This is a genomic window from Paenibacillus provencensis, assembly GCF_042678545.1.
In the GTDB taxonomy this organism is placed as follows: Bacteria; Bacillota; Bacilli; order Paenibacillales; family Paenibacillaceae; genus Paenibacillus; species Paenibacillus provencensis.
The window spans coordinates 3338027-3352639 of sequence record NZ_JBHTKX010000001.1 but is presented as its reverse complement, the minus strand read 5'-3'; the positions used below and the strand labels follow the sequence as shown (position 1 = coordinate 3352639).

Here is a 14613-nt window from a genome sequence, read left to right as displayed (position 1 = left end):
CATAGCCAGATGAACATCGCTTTTACAAGCCATGATCATCTGGCTATTTTTTGTGAATCCACGGAAATATCGAGTCCAGATATATACTCCATATTAATGATGACAATGTCAAAGAGAGAAGAAAATTGAATGATTTTATTGAAAAATGAAGAATTTTACATTTTCTTTACCGTGAGGTAACAGACAGATCGCACAGCAATGGTAAAATTGTCGAAGTTCATTTCATGTGATGACAGAGAGGAAGCGAGAAGTATGAGGATGAAAGGCCGTTCAATTCAAGTGGCGGCCTTGGCTTTTGCTGTAATAGCTTCAGCAGGCTGTTCTGCACAGCCGGTCAAGGAGACAGGAAGTGAGCTTCAGGCCTCTGCATCGACAGGGGTCAAGACAGCAGCGAAGGAAGAGCTAATACTGGCCGTCGGTGGTGAGCCGGATACAGGATTTGACCCGGTAACAGGCTGGGGACGGTATGGTTCACCCTTGTTCCAGAGCACACTGCTCAAACGTAACAGTGAGATGGAGATCGTAAGCGATTTGGCTGCAAGCTATGAGACAAGCGCGGACGGGCTGATTTGGACCGTCAAGCTGAGAGAGGATGCCCAGTTCAGCGACGGAGAAGTGCTTACAGCGGATGATGTTGTGTTTACATATGAAACGGCGAAGGACAGCAGCTCGGTTGTTGATCTGACTAATCTGGCTTCTATAACAGCCCTGGATGACTATACGGTGGAGCTCACACTCAAGCAGCCGCAATCGACATTTGTCTATGTCCTGGCGACACTCGGCATCGTCCCTAAACATGCATACGGGGATAATTACGCACAGAACCCCGTTGGCTCGGGTCCGTTCAAGTTTGTCCAGTGGGATAAAGGGCAGCAGCTGATCGTCGAGCGGAACGATCTTTATTATGGAGAGAAGTCCAGTTTCTCTAAGCTGACCTTCCTCTTCCTGGAGGAGGATGCTGCCTTCGCCGCAGCGAAAGCAGGTACGGTTGATGTTGCATTTGTAACACCCGCATTCAGCACGCAGCAAGTGGCAGGGATGAGGCTGGAATCTTTGCAGTCCGTGGACAACCGGGGCATTATGTTCCCGTATGTGCCTGAAGAAGGCCGCACAACCGAAGAAGGCTACCCGATCGGCAACGATGTCACTGCGGATATTTCTATTCGAAAGGCGATAAATGTCGGCATTGACCGTGATGCACTTGTAGAAGGCATTTTGGAAGGAGAAGGAACACCGGCCTATTCGATCAGCGATAACCTGCCGTGGTGGAATTCAGATACTGTATTCGAAGATGGCAGCATAGAGCAGGCGAAGGACATTTTGGCCGAAGGCGGATGGACAGATTCCAATGGAGATGGGACAGTGGACAAGAATGGCCTTGAAGCGGAATTTACGCTGATCTACTCCTCCGGGGATTCTACGAGACAGTCTCTTGCCATCGCGGCCGTTGACATGGCCAAGCCATTAGGGATTGGCATTATAGTAGAAGGAAAAAGCTGGGACGAGATTGACAAGCTGATGTTCTCAAACGCTGTTCTACTCGGGTTCGGAAGCAATGATCCGCTGGAAATGTACAATGTGTACAGCAGCAAATTTGCAGGAATGGAATATTACAACCCGGGTTATTACAATAACCCGCAAGTCGATGACTATATGGAAGCAGCGCTTGCAGCTGTGGACGAAGATGAAGCAATGGAGCTGTGGAAGAAAGCACAGTGGGATGGCACAACAGGCCTAAGTATATCAGGTGACGCGCCGTGGGCCTGGCTCGTGAACCTGAATCACTTGTACCTTGTGAACGACAAGCTGGATATTGGGGAGCAGCAAATTCACCCGCATGGTCATGGCTGGCCGATTACGGCCAATATTGAAGAATGGGAATGGAAGGAATAGCAGATGGCGACGGTGACCGTTAAATTTGTGGTACGGCAGTTCTTTAAGCTTATCCTCTTGCTTGCAGCCGTAAGCGTCATTACTTTCATATTAATCAGCCATTCCCCCATTGATCCGACGCAGGCTTATATTGGAGCAGATATGCTCCGTGTTAGTAGCGAGCAGCGTGCAGCGATTGCTGAATACTGGGGGCTGAATGACCCTCCTGTAGAGCGGTTTCTAGCATGGGGCCATGCGCTTGTACAAGGCGACTTGGGGACTTCAATGATTCACCGTGAACCCGTAATGGATGTCATCGCTGACCGGTTTAAGAGCTCTCTGGCGCTTATGCTTGCAGCTTGGGTGCTGTCCGGAATTATCGGGTTTGCAGCGGGGGCTCTGGCAGCGATGAAGCAGGGAACCTGGATTGACCGCATCATCAAGTGGTATTGCTATGGCCTCTCCTCTACACCGACGTTCTGGGCGGGTCTGCTGCTGCTCATTTTGTTTACGGTATGGATTCCAGTCTTTCCAGTTGGTCTTGGTGTTCCTGCAGGTGTTGAAGCGGCAGAGGTTACCTGGCTGGACCGGGTGCGCCATATGATCCTGCCCGCAATCACACTCAGCATTGTCGGGATATCGAATATTGCTCTGCATACCCGAGAGAAGCTGGTCGAGGTGCTGGAAAGTGAATATGTACTGTTTGCGAAGGCAAGAGGAGAGGAAGGCTTCGTCTTGTTCCGCCGGCATGGCCTTCGCAACATTCTCCTGCCCGCGGTAACGCTGCAGTTCGCCTCCTTCAGCGAGCTGTTTGGCGGCGCGGTATTGGTCGAGCAGGTATTTTCCTACCCCGGACTGGGACAAGCGACGGTGGAAGCGAGCACGCGCGGCGATGTTCCGTTATTGATGGGCATTGTGCTATTCAGCACGCTGTTCGTCTTCACAGGCAATCTCATATCCGAGCTCGTTTACCGCTGGATTGACCCGCGGATCAGGGAGGGACAATCGATATGATGACCATACTGAATCGCAGAACGAGAACGCTGATCTATTCGGCCATTGCGTTTGTTCTGCTGGTTATTCCGATACTGCTTGCTCTCTTGCAGAGCAGCTCGCTGCTGGAGACTCATTTGACCGAGCGGAATCAGGCTCCATCTCTTGCACATCCGTTCGGAACAGACTGGCTCGGGCGCGATATGCTCGCTAGAACGATGAAAGGGCTTGTCCTAAGTCTTGGCGTCGGCTTAACGGCGGCACTGGCAAGCGGAATGATTGCCGCTGTGCTTGGACTAATGGCCGCTTCCCTTGGCAGAACCGTCGACCGGATCATTACGTGGCTGATTGACCTGTTCCTGAGTGTACCTCATCTGGTTCTGCTTATACTGCTCGCGTTTGTCATGGGCGGCGGCGTCAAGGGAGTCATTATTGCCGTGGGCCTGACTCATTGGCCGAGCCTTGCCCGTCTAATTCGTGCGGAAATGATGTATTTGCAAACAAGCGAGTTCGTGCTTGTATCCGAGCAGATGGGCAGATCCAAATGGTGGATTGCGACAAGGCATCTGCTGCCGCATCTACTGCCCCAGTTTATTGTTGGGACGCTGCTGCTATTCCCGCACGCCATTCTGCATGAGGCATCTATTACTTTCCTCGGCATGGGCCTCTCACCACATCAGCCGGCAATCGGTATCATTTTGTCGGAATCGATGAGGTACTTGTCCACAGGCATGTGGTGGCTGGCGTTTTTCCCGGGACTATGCCTGCTCATTGTCGTGCGTGCTTTTGATGTGCTGGCTGAGAACCTGCATGCGCTGATCAGTCCGCATCGTTCGCAGGAGTAGAAGGGAGAACCCATGACAACATCTTTATTGGAAATCGATGATTTGAATATTTCATTTACCCGGTATGACAAGGGTCTGAGGCAGATGGATAGATCGGTAATCCGCAGCTTATCCTTGACCGTACATCCCGGCGAGATTGTTGCCGTCGTTGGAGCAAGCGGTTCAGGCAAAAGCCTGCTGGCTCACGCCATACTTGGCATTCTGCCGAGCAATGCAAAATGGAGTGGGAATCTGATCTTCGATGGTCAGCCCCTAACTCCGAAATTGATGAAGAAGCTGAGAGGCAGAGAAATCGCACTTGTCCCACAATCCGTTGACTTTCTTGATCCGTTAATGAGAGTTGGCATGCAGGTCAGGCAAGCCGTACGGGTCGGAGACCCTGTCGAAGAGCAGATTAAAGCCTTTCAAAAAATGAGGCTCGGTCCGAAGGCTGCGAAGCGGTACCCATTTCAGCTGTCTGGTGGGATGGCCCGGCGTGTGCTTGTATCCATTGCATCGGTCAGCGGCGCCAGACTGCTCATTGCCGATGAGCCCACGCCGGGGCTGGATGAGGCGGTCGTACAGGAGACGCTGAATATGTTCAGGCAGTTCGCGGATACGGGAACGGCTGTTATTTTTATCACGCATGATTTGGAAGCGGCTATGTCCATCGCAGACCGGGTAGCTGTCTTCTATTCCGGGACGATACTGGAAATGGCAGAGGCTGCTGATTTTACAGGGAAGGGCGAGCGTCTCCGTCATCCGTATTCACAGGCATTATGGCAGGCACTGCCTCAGAATGATTTTGCGGTGCCTGATGTGGTTGATCATGCCATGGCAGCCGCGGCAAGAGAAGAAGAGAAGCCGATATGACAACTGCCGAGGCAAGTCAGATGAGGGCGAACATTACCCAAGGGAAGGTGAGAAGCCCTTATGGAGCTTGAAGCTCACAACGTAAGCAAGCGGTATGGCAGGGAGCAGTGGCTGTTCCGTGAAGCAAATATGCAGGTAAAACAAGGGGAGGCCGTAGGATTGTTAGGACCGAGCGGCTGTGGGAAATCCACCTTATGCCGGATTATGTCAGGCTATGACAAGGAATTTGAGGGCAAGGTGCTGTTGGACGGTCAACCGCTGCCCAGCATTGGTTACAGACCGATCCAGCTGATATTCCAGCATCCTGAACGGGCTGTAAATCCACGATGGAAGGTGCGCCAGATATTGAACGAGGGCTGGGAGCCGGACGAGGAGCTGCTTGCAGCCCTCGATATTCATCCAGATTGGCTGGAGAGGTGGCCGGCTGAGCTCTCGGGCGGAGAGCTGCAACGAATCTGCATTGCCCGCGCTTTGGCGCCAGAGACCAGGTTTTTCATAGCAGATGAGATGACAACGATGCTCGATGCCATTACACAGGCCCGAATATGGAAGGCGGTGCTTGACTTGGCAGAGAAGCGGGAGATGGGGCTTGTGATTGTCAGCCATGACCATCATCTCTTGAATCGAATCTGTACAAGGGTGATCGATTTTACAACCTATCAAAAATAAGAATCGGCGGTGAGCTGAGATGAAGAAATGGATGAGAGCAGCAGCAATTGCCGCAGCTTACACCCTTCTGGCCGGACATACATCCTGTGAAGACATCAAGCCGCGTCCGGGTCAAACGGTGAAGCCGGATGAATCCGAAGCAATTCAGGGAAACGCCGCACAGGCTGAAATTGCAGAAACAGTAGAAGGGAAGGACCAGCAGAACTTTATGGCTTAGCCTATGGAGGCTGACATTCCGCTTGAGGCCTTCCAAGTGATTAATAGAGGAGCGTGTCTATACGATGGAAGTCGTTATGCATGAAGGCTATCACGGGATACTGACCCGCCACCATCATAACCGGAAACAAAACGGCGGGAGATACATACCGTTAGGAGGCCCAGACCCGGATGAGGACGACAGCTATGATTCCCGGGACTCGGAGCAGCGGCAGCAGAGAAAAGAACGTGCAAATACGCGTCATAAGCTCATTTCGGCATTCGTGGTTATCGCCGGTTTAACGGCCTATGTCATTTGGGAGTTCAGTCAGCTATGAACACAGTGCAGCTGAGAAATGCGTACATATGGTTTCTGCCGCTGTCTGTTGGGCTCGCTTTGCTCGTCTCGTATATCCCGATGCTGGACGATGTCGCGGGCTTTCCGCCCGCATTCTATGCAATGCTGCTTGGAGGCGGCGTTATTGCTTACCGCGCACTTCTGGCTGTGCTGGATACCCACAGGCTGACCGCAGGCACCCTGGTCGTGATTACGATGGCCGGCTGTGCCTACCTCGGATTTTACAAAGCTGCCGCGCTTGTGGCGCTGATGATGCTCATTGGCGAGCTGCTTGAGGAAATTACGCTGCACCGGACCCGGCAGTCGTTTGAGGAGCTGCTAGCTCTTGTGCCAGAGGAAGCCTCTGTGTGGCGAGGCGGAGCATGGATCCGGGTGTCTACCTCGGAGCTTGTCCCTGATGACCGGGTGTTAGTGAGGCCGGGAGAACGCATACCTGCCGATGGAACCGTTACGAGAGGCTCTGCTTCCATCAGTGAAGCCGCACTGACGGGAGAGCCGATGCCGCAGGACAAAGCCGCTGGCAGCCAGGTATACCAAGGCACGGTTGCCGAGTTTGGCTCGATTGAGATCAAGGTGGCAAAAACCGGAGAAGAAACAACGATGGGCCGAATTATTGCCTCAGTGCTGGATGCACAGGAAACGAAGGGCCCCATGCAAAGGCTCGCAGACCGGATTGCCGGCTATTTTACACCGATTATTCTAGGAACGGCCGCAATAACCTGGCTGTTCACGGACGATCTGGTACGTACGATGACCGTGCTGGTTATCGCCTGTCCCTGTGCGCTTGTGCTCGCTACGCCTACCGCCGTCGTTGCCAGTGTAGGCAACGTTGCCAAGCGTGGTGTGCTCGTAAAGGGCGGACGCGCCATGGAGGCATTGTCCCGGGTTGATCTGGTCTGCTTCGACAAGACCGGCACGCTAACCCAAGGCAAGCCGGTGCTGAAGCAAATTTTATCATTTGGAAAGATCACGGAAGCAGAGCTGCTATGTTATGCGGAAGGGGCAGAACGATATTCCGAGCATCCGATTGGGCTCGCGATAAGGGAATACGCTGCTGAGAGCGGATTAACGCTTGCAGAGGAGCCGAGGGACTTCAAGCAGGAAGTCGGCATGGGTGTCAGCGCAATCGTGTCCGGGAAGCGGGTTCGAGTGGGGAATGAGCGTCTCATGGAGCAGTGGGCCAATGGTGCCGACGCAGAGGCGGCTGTGCAGTTTCTGGCACAGCATCCGCACGAAACCGTCCTGCTCATTATAGTAGAAGAAGAACTGGCGGGAGGTCTCATTATCGGGGATAAAGTCCGGGATGAGGCGGATCAGGCACTTGCCCGAATTCGACAGCTCGGTATTTCGCGGATCGTGCTTCTAACCGGTGATAGTGAAGGAGCAGCCGCATCACTTCAGCGGGAGCTGAAGCTGGACGATGTTCACGCCAGACTGCTTCCTCACGACAAGCTGGCTGTCATTCGCCGCTATCAGCGCGAGGGTTTTGTTGTAGCCATGGTCGGTGAAGGCATTAATGATGCACCTGCCCTTGCGGCAGCCGATGTAGGCATTGCCATGGGAGCGGCAGGGACAGATCTGGCGATCCAGTCCTCACAGGTGGCCTTGATGGGTGACCGGCTTGAGAAGCTGCCGGAGGTCATGCAAATTAGCCGTTCAACGATGTTCATCGTAAGGCAGAACATCTGGATCTTTGCTGTGGCATTTAATGTCATTGGTATTCTCCTGGCAGCCTCGGGGTGGATCGATCCGGTTATGGGAGCAGCGATCCATAATGTTGCGTCGTTATTTGTAGTGATGAATTCGGCGAGATTGATTCGCAAGAAAGCTTCGGTTTCAAGACGCAGCTTGAAGATGCGAATTCAAGACGCGAATTCATGACGCAGCTTCATTACAAGTAAAATTAATTTTGGCATATATGCAGCCTTTGGCTTGAGTTCATGGCGTAGTCACCGCCGAATTTAAGCAAAGGCTTTTTTTTGTGCATATGGCAGAGTTAGAGCATATCGATGATCATCTGGCTATGTTTCTCTTTACAGATGTAATGGTTATATCTAGGAATATCGAGGATAAGCATGGAAGTTCTGTGAGTGATCTGGATAATAGAGGCTCTACCAGGTCACTCTACATAAAGATGGAAATTGATAATGATGAAAAGTGTTCGTTTTTTGTGTAAACGCGGTGTAAAGTATGATAAGATATCAAATGTTGTCATTTCATTTCATTACATTACATTTCACGCAATTTTTCTGTGAAGGGGATATAAGAATGGCTTTGAAGAAGAAGAAGGATATATTTTTTGAGTCACTGGAAAGCATGGCGGACACGGTTGTACAAGCTGCGGATTATTTTGCCCAGCATGCCGGAAGCCTGAACAACATGGTCGAATTTACGAATCAAATGAAGAAGTATGAGACCGAGTGCGATAACTACACACATACAATTATCAAAGAGCTGAACAAGACGTTTATTACACCTATCGAACGTGACGATATCATGGCGCTCGCTACGACGCTTGATGATGTACTGGACGGTATTGAAGCAACCGCATCCCGTTTCTACATGTACAATCTGACAGATCCGGATGAATATATTGTACAGTTTGCTGAAATTATCCGCGAGTCTGCCTATGAAATTCAAAAAGCTGTACATTTGCTCTCCCAGAAAAAGCTGCTTGCCATCCGCGAGTACACGATTCGTTTGAACGATCTAGAGAATCAAGGGGACGAGCTTCTTCGTATTTGCATCAAGAACCTGTTCGACACAGTAACGGATCCCATTGAGCTGATTAAACGCAAAGAAACCTACGAGCGTCTTGAGACGACAACCGATGCTTGCGAGCATGTTGCAAACCGTCTTGAATCGATCATCATGCGGAACTCGTAAGGAGCACATCGATTATGGAAATGGAAACTACTATATGGGTATTAGGGATTGTCATCTTCCTGGCGCTGGCCTTCGATTTCATTAACGGGTTCCACGATACGGCGAATGCCATTGCAACATCGGTATCGACGAGAGCCCTGACACCGCGCCGGGCTATTATTCTTGCAGCCAGCATGAATTTTCTGGGTGCACTGATGTTTACAGGGGTTGCGAAAACGATCGGGGGCAGTGTCGCTGACCCCACGAAGCTGGATAACGGGATCAATATCGTGATTGCGACGCTTATTGCAGCGATTGCCTGGAACCTGATCACCTGGTGGTTCGGGCTCCCGTCTTCTTCATCCCATGCACTGATTGGTGCGCTTGCGGGTGCCGTATTTATCGGTGAAAGAAGCGAGCTGAATTGGGCAGGGTTTGCTGATATTGTAAAAGGTTTGATCTTCTCTCCAATCATTGCCTTCGTCATTGGTTATATCGTGATGACCTTACTGAAATGGATCTTTGCCAAGCGCAGTCCACATACGGTCAACAAAGGTTTTCGGACCATGCAGATCTTTACAGCTGCACTCCAATCCTTCACACACGGTACGAACGATGCACAGAAAGCGATGGGGATTATTACTTTCGCTCTCGTTGCAGCGAAAGTGCAGGATACAATGGACGTTCCGCTGTGGGTCAAAATCGCGGCAGCTACAGCGATGGCGGCAGGTACGGCAGTCGGCGGATGGAAAATTATCAAGACAATGGGTACAAAAATATTCAAGATTGAACCAATCAACGGTTTTGCAGCGGATTTCTCAGCAGCATCCGTCATCTTCGGCGCAACGCTGCTGCACCTTCCGGTCAGCACCACGCATGCAATCACATCTGCAATCCTTGGTGTAGGCTCGGCTAAACGTTTCAAATCGGTGAAATGGTCGCTAGCAGGACGCATCATAGTCACCTGGTTTATTACCATTCCGATTTCCGGTTTTCTTGCCGGCCTTATTATGTGGATATTTTTCTAAGCTCTTAATTTCAAAAATAGATGTAGAATGAACAGAACCCGGACGATCGCGAAGCTGTGGATTCATTTTCGCGTTTTTGCCGGGTTTTTCATTCGTTTCATGTGGAAAATGTTTATAACTCTGTGAATATGGGGACATCTAAGAATAACAGATCTCATATAAAAAGTTATCCACTTGTGGATAGATAAATCAGCTGAAATCATACAGTCCGTGCTTACCTCTCGTTCACGATTTATGAATGAACAAAAGATGAGGAAGCAGGGCTTTTTTGTTCCGTGATGTCGGTGATATGTATGGAAAGGCGTGGTGCACGATTATTCGTACGATGGCAATAACCCATGATCATAAAGTGGTCAAAGAGTTACATCTGCTTGATATAAGTCTTGATGATTATGATTTTGTATGGACGGATTTCAGTGCCCCGACAGAACAGGAGTCACAGCTGCTGCATAAGTATTTTCAATTTCATCCGCTGGCAATTGAAGATTGCCTGCATGTGCTTCAGCGCCCTAAGCTGGATTACTATGAAGATATTCAATTCATGGTGCTTCATGCGATCCGCCAGGAAGAGGAGAAGCCGCATGAGGTAGATCTGTTTCTTGGTCCCAAGCTGCTGGTGTCCTATCATCATGAGCCGCTTGACGAACTGGATCAGGCCTGGGAGCGTATCGGTGGCGAGGCCGAGAGGCGTACCATTTGGAGCAGAGCTCCGATTGCGGCAGCATATACAGTGATGGATAAGCTGGTCGATGGTTACTTTCCGGTCTTGTTTGCAATTGAGGATGAGCTGGCTGAACTGGAAGGAAGGAGCGGCAATGCACCGACGGAGGAGCTGGTTAATCAAGTGTTTCTCATTCGAAGCAAGCTGCTGCATTTGCGCAAAACGATCGTGCCGATGAGGGATCTCTTGTATCGAATCATCAACTCGCAGCATATACAGGGTCAGAGCCGAAGTGATCATAAGCTGTATTTTATCAATATTTATGACCATTTGCTAAAGCTGACAGATATGCTTGAAGCAGACCGGGAAATGACGGCAGACCTGAGGGACAGCTACATTTCGCTGAATTCGGATCGCATGAACAGCATTATGAAGACGCTCACGGTAATAACGACCTTATTCATGCCCCTTACGCTGATTGCCGGCATCTATGGGATGAATTTTCATCATATGCCAGAGCTCAGTTATCGCTATGGATACACTGCGGTCATCGTAGGGATGATCCTGCTGGGCTGCGGAATGATGATCTGGTTTAAGAAACGGGGCTGGTTCAAGTAAGGCATATGTTTCAAAAAAAACAGAAGCACCCTCCATCAGCCATCATTCCTACGGAGGGTGCTTTATGCGGAGTCCAGCATAAGCAAGGGTAGCTTATCTCCTTCTCTTTTTGGAGGATGAGGGAGAGTAAGGCTTGGAAGATGAAGTTTTGCGGCGTTTTTTGCCCGTGGATCTTGACTTCTTGCGTTTACGCTTCTTTCTTGGGCGGTAGTAAGTCTCCTCGTATGTGGGTGATGTGGACTCTGCTGCTTTATTGGCTGCTGCTGCGGCTCCAAAGGGGAGCAATCCTACAAACAGCTTCATCATCGGGGCCATCTGCTGCACTCCGTTGACGACCTGCTGTACCTTGCCCATTCCATTGACGATCCCGTCAATGCCGCCGATCCGGTCAAACAGACCTTTTAGACTACTCAAGTTATTCCCGATTCCGCCTAAATTGCCGAGCAGACCTCCAGTGGCGGCCGCTGCTCCGGTATCAGCAGCCTGCTGTACAACCTGGTTCGCAGGATAGACGGGAGTGGGAGTAATCTGCTGAGGTATCGCTTGAGGAACCTGCGGCTGAGTTGGTACTAATGCATTGGTTTGTGCAGTATGGTCCGGCGCAGGGGGCTGATTATAGTGTGGAATCCCAGGATATGGTGAATACTGATTAGGGTCCGTGAATGCCCGAGCTTGCCGGCTGCGTCTTCTGTAGTGTTGTTGAGACATCGGTTGATCACATTCCTTTGCACATGGTTTAGTATAGTGTATGTTGATGAGGTCCTCCGCGTTTAAAAAAATGCGAGATTTTCCGGGATATTGGCGGATTTGGGCTCTGGCCCAAGGCGCAGCTCTATCACTTATGAACAGAGAGGAGATGCACAACAGCATGAGCTCACAGGAACAGCGCAGCCTTATATGTGTGTGAAAAAAATATCGGAAACAGCCGATAAATAGGTAGAGTCAACAGGATTCTTTCCACATGGGAACGAATAAACATGAAGTCCGGGTAATAAACAACACCATGACTTCTTATAAACAAGAGCAAAAGGTATCACATTTCATTGCAAACCTGTGCATTATGGTATAATGTAGTTTGGCGTGCGGTGCTCTAAGATCTTACCGCCTGTGTATAGCGCAAGGAGTATCGGAATGATTTTATTCTGCATCGCGTGAAAACGGTAATGCTTGAAATACCAATAACGTGTAGTTACAATGAAATAATATTCATAGTAACCTTAGGGGATGATGACATGCAGCTGAAGAAGCTAAATGATAAAAGTATAGATCAATTATTTGAAGCCATTTTGACACTAAAGGACATTGAGGAGTGCTATGTGTTCTTTGACGACCTGTGTACGGTGAACGAGATTCAATCCTTGTCACAGCGTCTGGAAGTAGCGCGCATGCTGGGTAAAGGTAATACCTATAATCAGATTGAGTCTGAGACGGGTGCAAGCACGGCGACCATTTCCCGTGTTAAGCGCTGCTTGAATTATGGCAATGACGGATACAAGATGGCGCTGGAGCGCCTTGGACGCTAAATGATGAAGCCCGGAGTTCTGATTATCAGCCATGGATCCAAGGATTCAGGCTGGACTGAGCTTGTGGATCAAGCAGTGATGCAGCTGTCTTTACCGGCGGGAGTACCTGTGTATGCTTCTTTTCTGGAAAATGTAGAGGGAAGGCTTATTCAGGATGGAATTGACGAGCTCGAACAGAATGGAGTAACCGATATACTCGCTGTTCCCTTGTTTATTTCAGCGGGCAGCACCCATGTCGATGAGATTGAGTATGCGCTTGGAGCGAAGCCTGTTCCTGAGAAGGTGACGGATCTTGAGCCTTTCGAGGTGAAGTCACGCGTTCATTATGGACATCCGCTGCATGATGATCCGCTGCTTGCCACGATGATATGGGACAAGCTGAGGCCCTATTCGCAGGAGCCCTCCAAGGAGATCATTCTTCTGCTTGGACACGGAAGCCGTCATGACGGATTTCTGCAGCGCTGGGAGCAGGGCTTCTCGACGCTCGCTCGTCTGGTCAAGGAGATTAGTGGAGTTTCTCAAGCGGATTACGCACTGTTGAATCCAGATCGTATCAATGATACGGCTGCTGATTATATAGAACAAGGGTACCGGGTTCTGGCCATGCCGCTATTTCTAAGTGCAGGGTATTTTACGAATGTAGAGATACCGAAACGGCTGGGTGGAATTCACGTGGAATATAGTGGAGATCGTACGCTCCTGCCCCATCCACTACTGCATCAGTGGATTGAGAAGCAAGTGGACGATATGCTGAGAACCTTGGCGAACACTTAGGCGCGAATGAATGTGCAATTGTTGTTATTTGTATTCGCTTAATATTGGAAATGCTTATGGAATACAATAGAATAAGGGTATAGAGTCCTGGCCGTTTGTCCTAAAACAGTGGTATGATGCGAACTGAAATAAAGACGACGGCCGGTTTTTTGTTGTATAATAAACTATTGGATGTAAGAAACAGGCTTAGAGAGACTTAAGCGGAAGTGTTTTTGGGAATAGTAAGAAGATGGAACAAACTATAAACGCTATAATTCTATTTCTATCGTTTGGTCGGATTCAGTTCATAACAAGGTAATAAGGGTATTATGAACTCGAGTCAATTTATAAAGATAAAGAGAAGGTGCCCAAGGCTGGTTGTATGATGATCTTTGGGATATTTGCTAAAAGTAGGTGGCGTAAGGATCATGACTATGAAAAAGGCGAGATTAATCTATAATCCGACGTCAGGTCGGGAAGAGGCGAAGCGAAGACTTGCGTCGATATTACAGCGCTTGGATGAGGGCGGAATTGAAGCCTCCTGTCACGCAACCACAGGTGAAGGTGATGCAACAAGGGAAGCATCGGAAGCGATTGACCGCGGATACGATATGATCATTGCTGCCGGTGGAGACGGAACGCTGTATGAAGTTATCAACGGGATGGCAGGTAAAGAGAATCGGCCGCCGCTGGGCATTTTTCCGCTGGGAACGACCAATGACTTTGCAAGAGCGCTCGGAATCCCAAGGCATTGGGAGGATTACTGCGATATGGTGATCCGCCAGGAGACGCGTCCTGTTGATCTTGGTCTTGTAAATAATCGTTATTTTATTAACATTGCTGGTGGAGGAACGCTGACAGAGCTGACCTATGAAGTGCCGAGCCGCCTGAAGACGATGATTGGTCAGCTGGCCTATTATATGAAAGGCATGGAGAAGATGATCAACCTCACCCCGCAGGAGCTCTACATCAAGGCCAGGGGGCAGGAGGACATTCATGATGAATTCATGCTGTTCCTGATTGCGAATACGAACTCGGTCGGCGGATTTGAGAAGCTGGCACCGAGTGCTACGATCGATGACGGATTGTTCGATGTGATTGCACTGAAGAAATGTAATCTTGCGGAGATGATACGCCTCGTAACGATGGCGCTCCGTGGAGAGCATCTTGGCGACAAGAAGATCATTCACTTCCAAACGGACTATATGGAGGTTACCTCACCGGGTGAAGTGCTGCTCAATCTGGACGGAGAACTGGGCGGGTCACTACCGGCAAGCTTCAAAAATATGCCTCATCATATCCAAATCTACAGATAGATTGAAGCAGGCATTTATAATGAATGTGAAATCTGATTCAGTATACTGCTGAATTGTTAATGGAG

The 14613-nt window shown here is 49.8% G+C and carries 15 protein-coding genes; 14 read left to right on the top strand and 1 reads right to left on the bottom strand.

The window, feature by feature from the left end; all coding sequences use genetic code 11:
- The first annotated feature begins 252 nt into the window (after nt 1-252).
- The 11 genes from ACFQ3J_RS15960 to corA all read left to right on the top strand — a co-directional run bounded on the left by ACFQ3J_RS15960 (nt 253) and on the right by corA (nt 10956).
- Complete coding sequence (locus ACFQ3J_RS15960; protein ID WP_251582668.1) at nt 253-1893, top strand: ABC transporter substrate-binding protein; 1641 nt, start codon at nt 253-255, stop codon at nt 1891-1893.
- Nucleotides 1894-1896: 3 nt separating this feature from the next.
- Nucleotides 1897-2886 (top strand): ABC transporter permease, encoded by a 990-nt coding sequence (locus ACFQ3J_RS15955; RefSeq protein WP_091160531.1) that lies wholly within the window; start codon nt 1897-1899, stop codon nt 2884-2886.
- Nucleotides 2883-3710, top strand: coding sequence for an ABC transporter permease (locus ACFQ3J_RS15950; RefSeq protein ID WP_251582667.1), 828 nt, complete (start codon nt 2883-2885; stop codon nt 3708-3710). Before ACFQ3J_RS15955 ends, ACFQ3J_RS15950 begins: the two co-directional genes overlap by 4 nt.
- Nucleotides 3711-3722: 12 nt before the next feature.
- Entirely contained in the window at nt 3723-4562 is an 840-nt protein-coding gene (locus ACFQ3J_RS15945) for an ATP-binding cassette domain-containing protein (protein WP_091160528.1), read from the top strand.
- Between the two features lie 60 nt (nt 4563-4622).
- Nucleotides 4623-5231, top strand: a complete 609-nt coding sequence (locus ACFQ3J_RS15940) for an ABC transporter ATP-binding protein (RefSeq protein ID WP_091160526.1) — start codon at nt 4623-4625, stop codon at nt 5229-5231.
- A 19-nt stretch (nt 5232-5250) separates the two neighbouring features.
- Complete coding sequence (locus tag ACFQ3J_RS15935; RefSeq protein WP_091160524.1) at nt 5251-5448, top strand: hypothetical protein; 198 nt, start codon at nt 5251-5253, stop codon at nt 5446-5448.
- A gap of 64 nt (nt 5449-5512) precedes the next feature.
- Nucleotides 5513-5764, top strand: a complete 252-nt coding sequence (locus ACFQ3J_RS15930; protein WP_251582666.1) for a hypothetical protein — start codon at nt 5513-5515, stop codon at nt 5762-5764.
- Nucleotides 5761-7665 carry a heavy metal translocating P-type ATPase gene (locus ACFQ3J_RS15925; protein ID WP_091160521.1) on the top strand — a complete coding sequence of 635 codons (1905 nt, stop codon included), beginning with the start codon at nt 5761-5763 and terminating at the stop codon, nt 7663-7665. The genes ACFQ3J_RS15930 and ACFQ3J_RS15925 overlap by 4 nt, the downstream gene beginning before the upstream one ends.
- 387 nt (nt 7666-8052) lie before the next feature.
- A complete protein-coding gene (locus ACFQ3J_RS15920) occupies nt 8053-8670 on the top strand; it encodes a DUF47 domain-containing protein (protein WP_091160519.1) in 618 nt (205 codons plus the stop codon).
- Between the two features lie 20 nt (nt 8671-8690).
- Nucleotides 8691-9677 (top strand): inorganic phosphate transporter, encoded by a 987-nt coding sequence (locus ACFQ3J_RS15915; protein WP_251582787.1) that lies wholly within the window; start codon nt 8691-8693, stop codon nt 9675-9677.
- A 313-nt stretch (nt 9678-9990) separates the two neighbouring features.
- On the top strand, nt 9991-10956 hold the full coding sequence (gene corA / locus ACFQ3J_RS15910) for a magnesium/cobalt transporter CorA (protein WP_091160624.1): 966 nt from the start codon (nt 9991-9993) through the stop codon (nt 10954-10956).
- 93 nt (nt 10957-11049) lie between these two features.
- Here the strand turns inward: corA and ACFQ3J_RS15905 are convergent, their stop codons facing one another.
- Entirely contained in the window at nt 11050-11664 is a 615-nt protein-coding gene (locus ACFQ3J_RS15905; RefSeq protein ID WP_091160518.1) for a hypothetical protein, read from the bottom strand.
- A gap of 524 nt (nt 11665-12188) precedes the next feature.
- On the opposite strand from ACFQ3J_RS15905, the gene ACFQ3J_RS15900 reads away from it, so the two are divergent.
- The 3 genes from ACFQ3J_RS15900 to ACFQ3J_RS15890 all read left to right on the top strand — a co-directional run bounded on the left by ACFQ3J_RS15900 (nt 12189) and on the right by ACFQ3J_RS15890 (nt 14548).
- On the top strand, nt 12189-12479 hold the full coding sequence (locus ACFQ3J_RS15900) for a YerC/YecD family TrpR-related protein (RefSeq protein ID WP_047912825.1): 291 nt from the start codon (nt 12189-12191) through the stop codon (nt 12477-12479).
- Nucleotides 12480-13253, top strand: coding sequence for a sirohydrochlorin chelatase (locus ACFQ3J_RS15895; protein ID WP_251582665.1), 774 nt, complete (start codon nt 12480-12482; stop codon nt 13251-13253). It abuts the gene before it with no gap.
- 413 nt (nt 13254-13666) lie between these two features.
- A complete protein-coding gene (locus ACFQ3J_RS15890; protein ID WP_091160622.1) occupies nt 13667-14548 on the top strand; it encodes a diacylglycerol kinase in 882 nt (293 codons plus the stop codon).
- The last annotated feature ends 65 nt before the right edge of the window (nt 14549-14613 follow it).

Excerpts from the sequence above, each read along its gene's own strand:
- ACFQ3J_RS15960 (WP_251582668.1), top strand. The coding sequence starts at position 253 with ATGAGGATGAAAGGCCGTTCAATTCAAGTGGCGGCCTTGGCTTTTGCT.
- ACFQ3J_RS15955 (WP_091160531.1), top strand. The coding sequence starts at position 1,897 with ATGGCGACGGTGACCGTTAAATTTGTGGTACGGCAGTTCTTTAAGCTT.
- ACFQ3J_RS15950 (WP_251582667.1), top strand. The coding sequence starts at position 2,883 with ATGATGACCATACTGAATCGCAGAACGAGAACGCTGATCTATTCGGCC.
- ACFQ3J_RS15945 (WP_091160528.1), top strand. The coding sequence starts at position 3,723 with ATGACAACATCTTTATTGGAAATCGATGATTTGAATATTTCATTTACC.
- ACFQ3J_RS15940 (WP_091160526.1), top strand. The coding sequence starts at position 4,623 with ATGGAGCTTGAAGCTCACAACGTAAGCAAGCGGTATGGCAGGGAGCAG.
- ACFQ3J_RS15935 (WP_091160524.1), top strand. The coding sequence starts at position 5,251 with ATGAAGAAATGGATGAGAGCAGCAGCAATTGCCGCAGCTTACACCCTT.
- ACFQ3J_RS15930 (WP_251582666.1), top strand. The coding sequence starts at position 5,513 with ATGGAAGTCGTTATGCATGAAGGCTATCACGGGATACTGACCCGCCAC.
- ACFQ3J_RS15925 (WP_091160521.1), top strand. The coding sequence starts at position 5,761 with ATGAACACAGTGCAGCTGAGAAATGCGTACATATGGTTTCTGCCGCTG.
- ACFQ3J_RS15920 (WP_091160519.1), top strand. The coding sequence starts at position 8,053 with ATGGCTTTGAAGAAGAAGAAGGATATATTTTTTGAGTCACTGGAAAGC.
- ACFQ3J_RS15915 (WP_251582787.1), top strand. The coding sequence starts at position 8,691 with ATGGAAACTACTATATGGGTATTAGGGATTGTCATCTTCCTGGCGCTG.
- ACFQ3J_RS15905 (WP_091160518.1), bottom strand. The coding sequence starts at position 11,664 with ATGTCTCAACAACACTACAGAAGACGCAGCCGGCAAGCTCGGGCATTC.
- ACFQ3J_RS15900 (WP_047912825.1), top strand. The coding sequence starts at position 12,189 with ATGCAGCTGAAGAAGCTAAATGATAAAAGTATAGATCAATTATTTGAA.
- ACFQ3J_RS15895 (WP_251582665.1), top strand. The coding sequence starts at position 12,480 with ATGATGAAGCCCGGAGTTCTGATTATCAGCCATGGATCCAAGGATTCA.
- ACFQ3J_RS15890 (WP_091160622.1), top strand. The coding sequence starts at position 13,667 with ATGAAAAAGGCGAGATTAATCTATAATCCGACGTCAGGTCGGGAAGAG.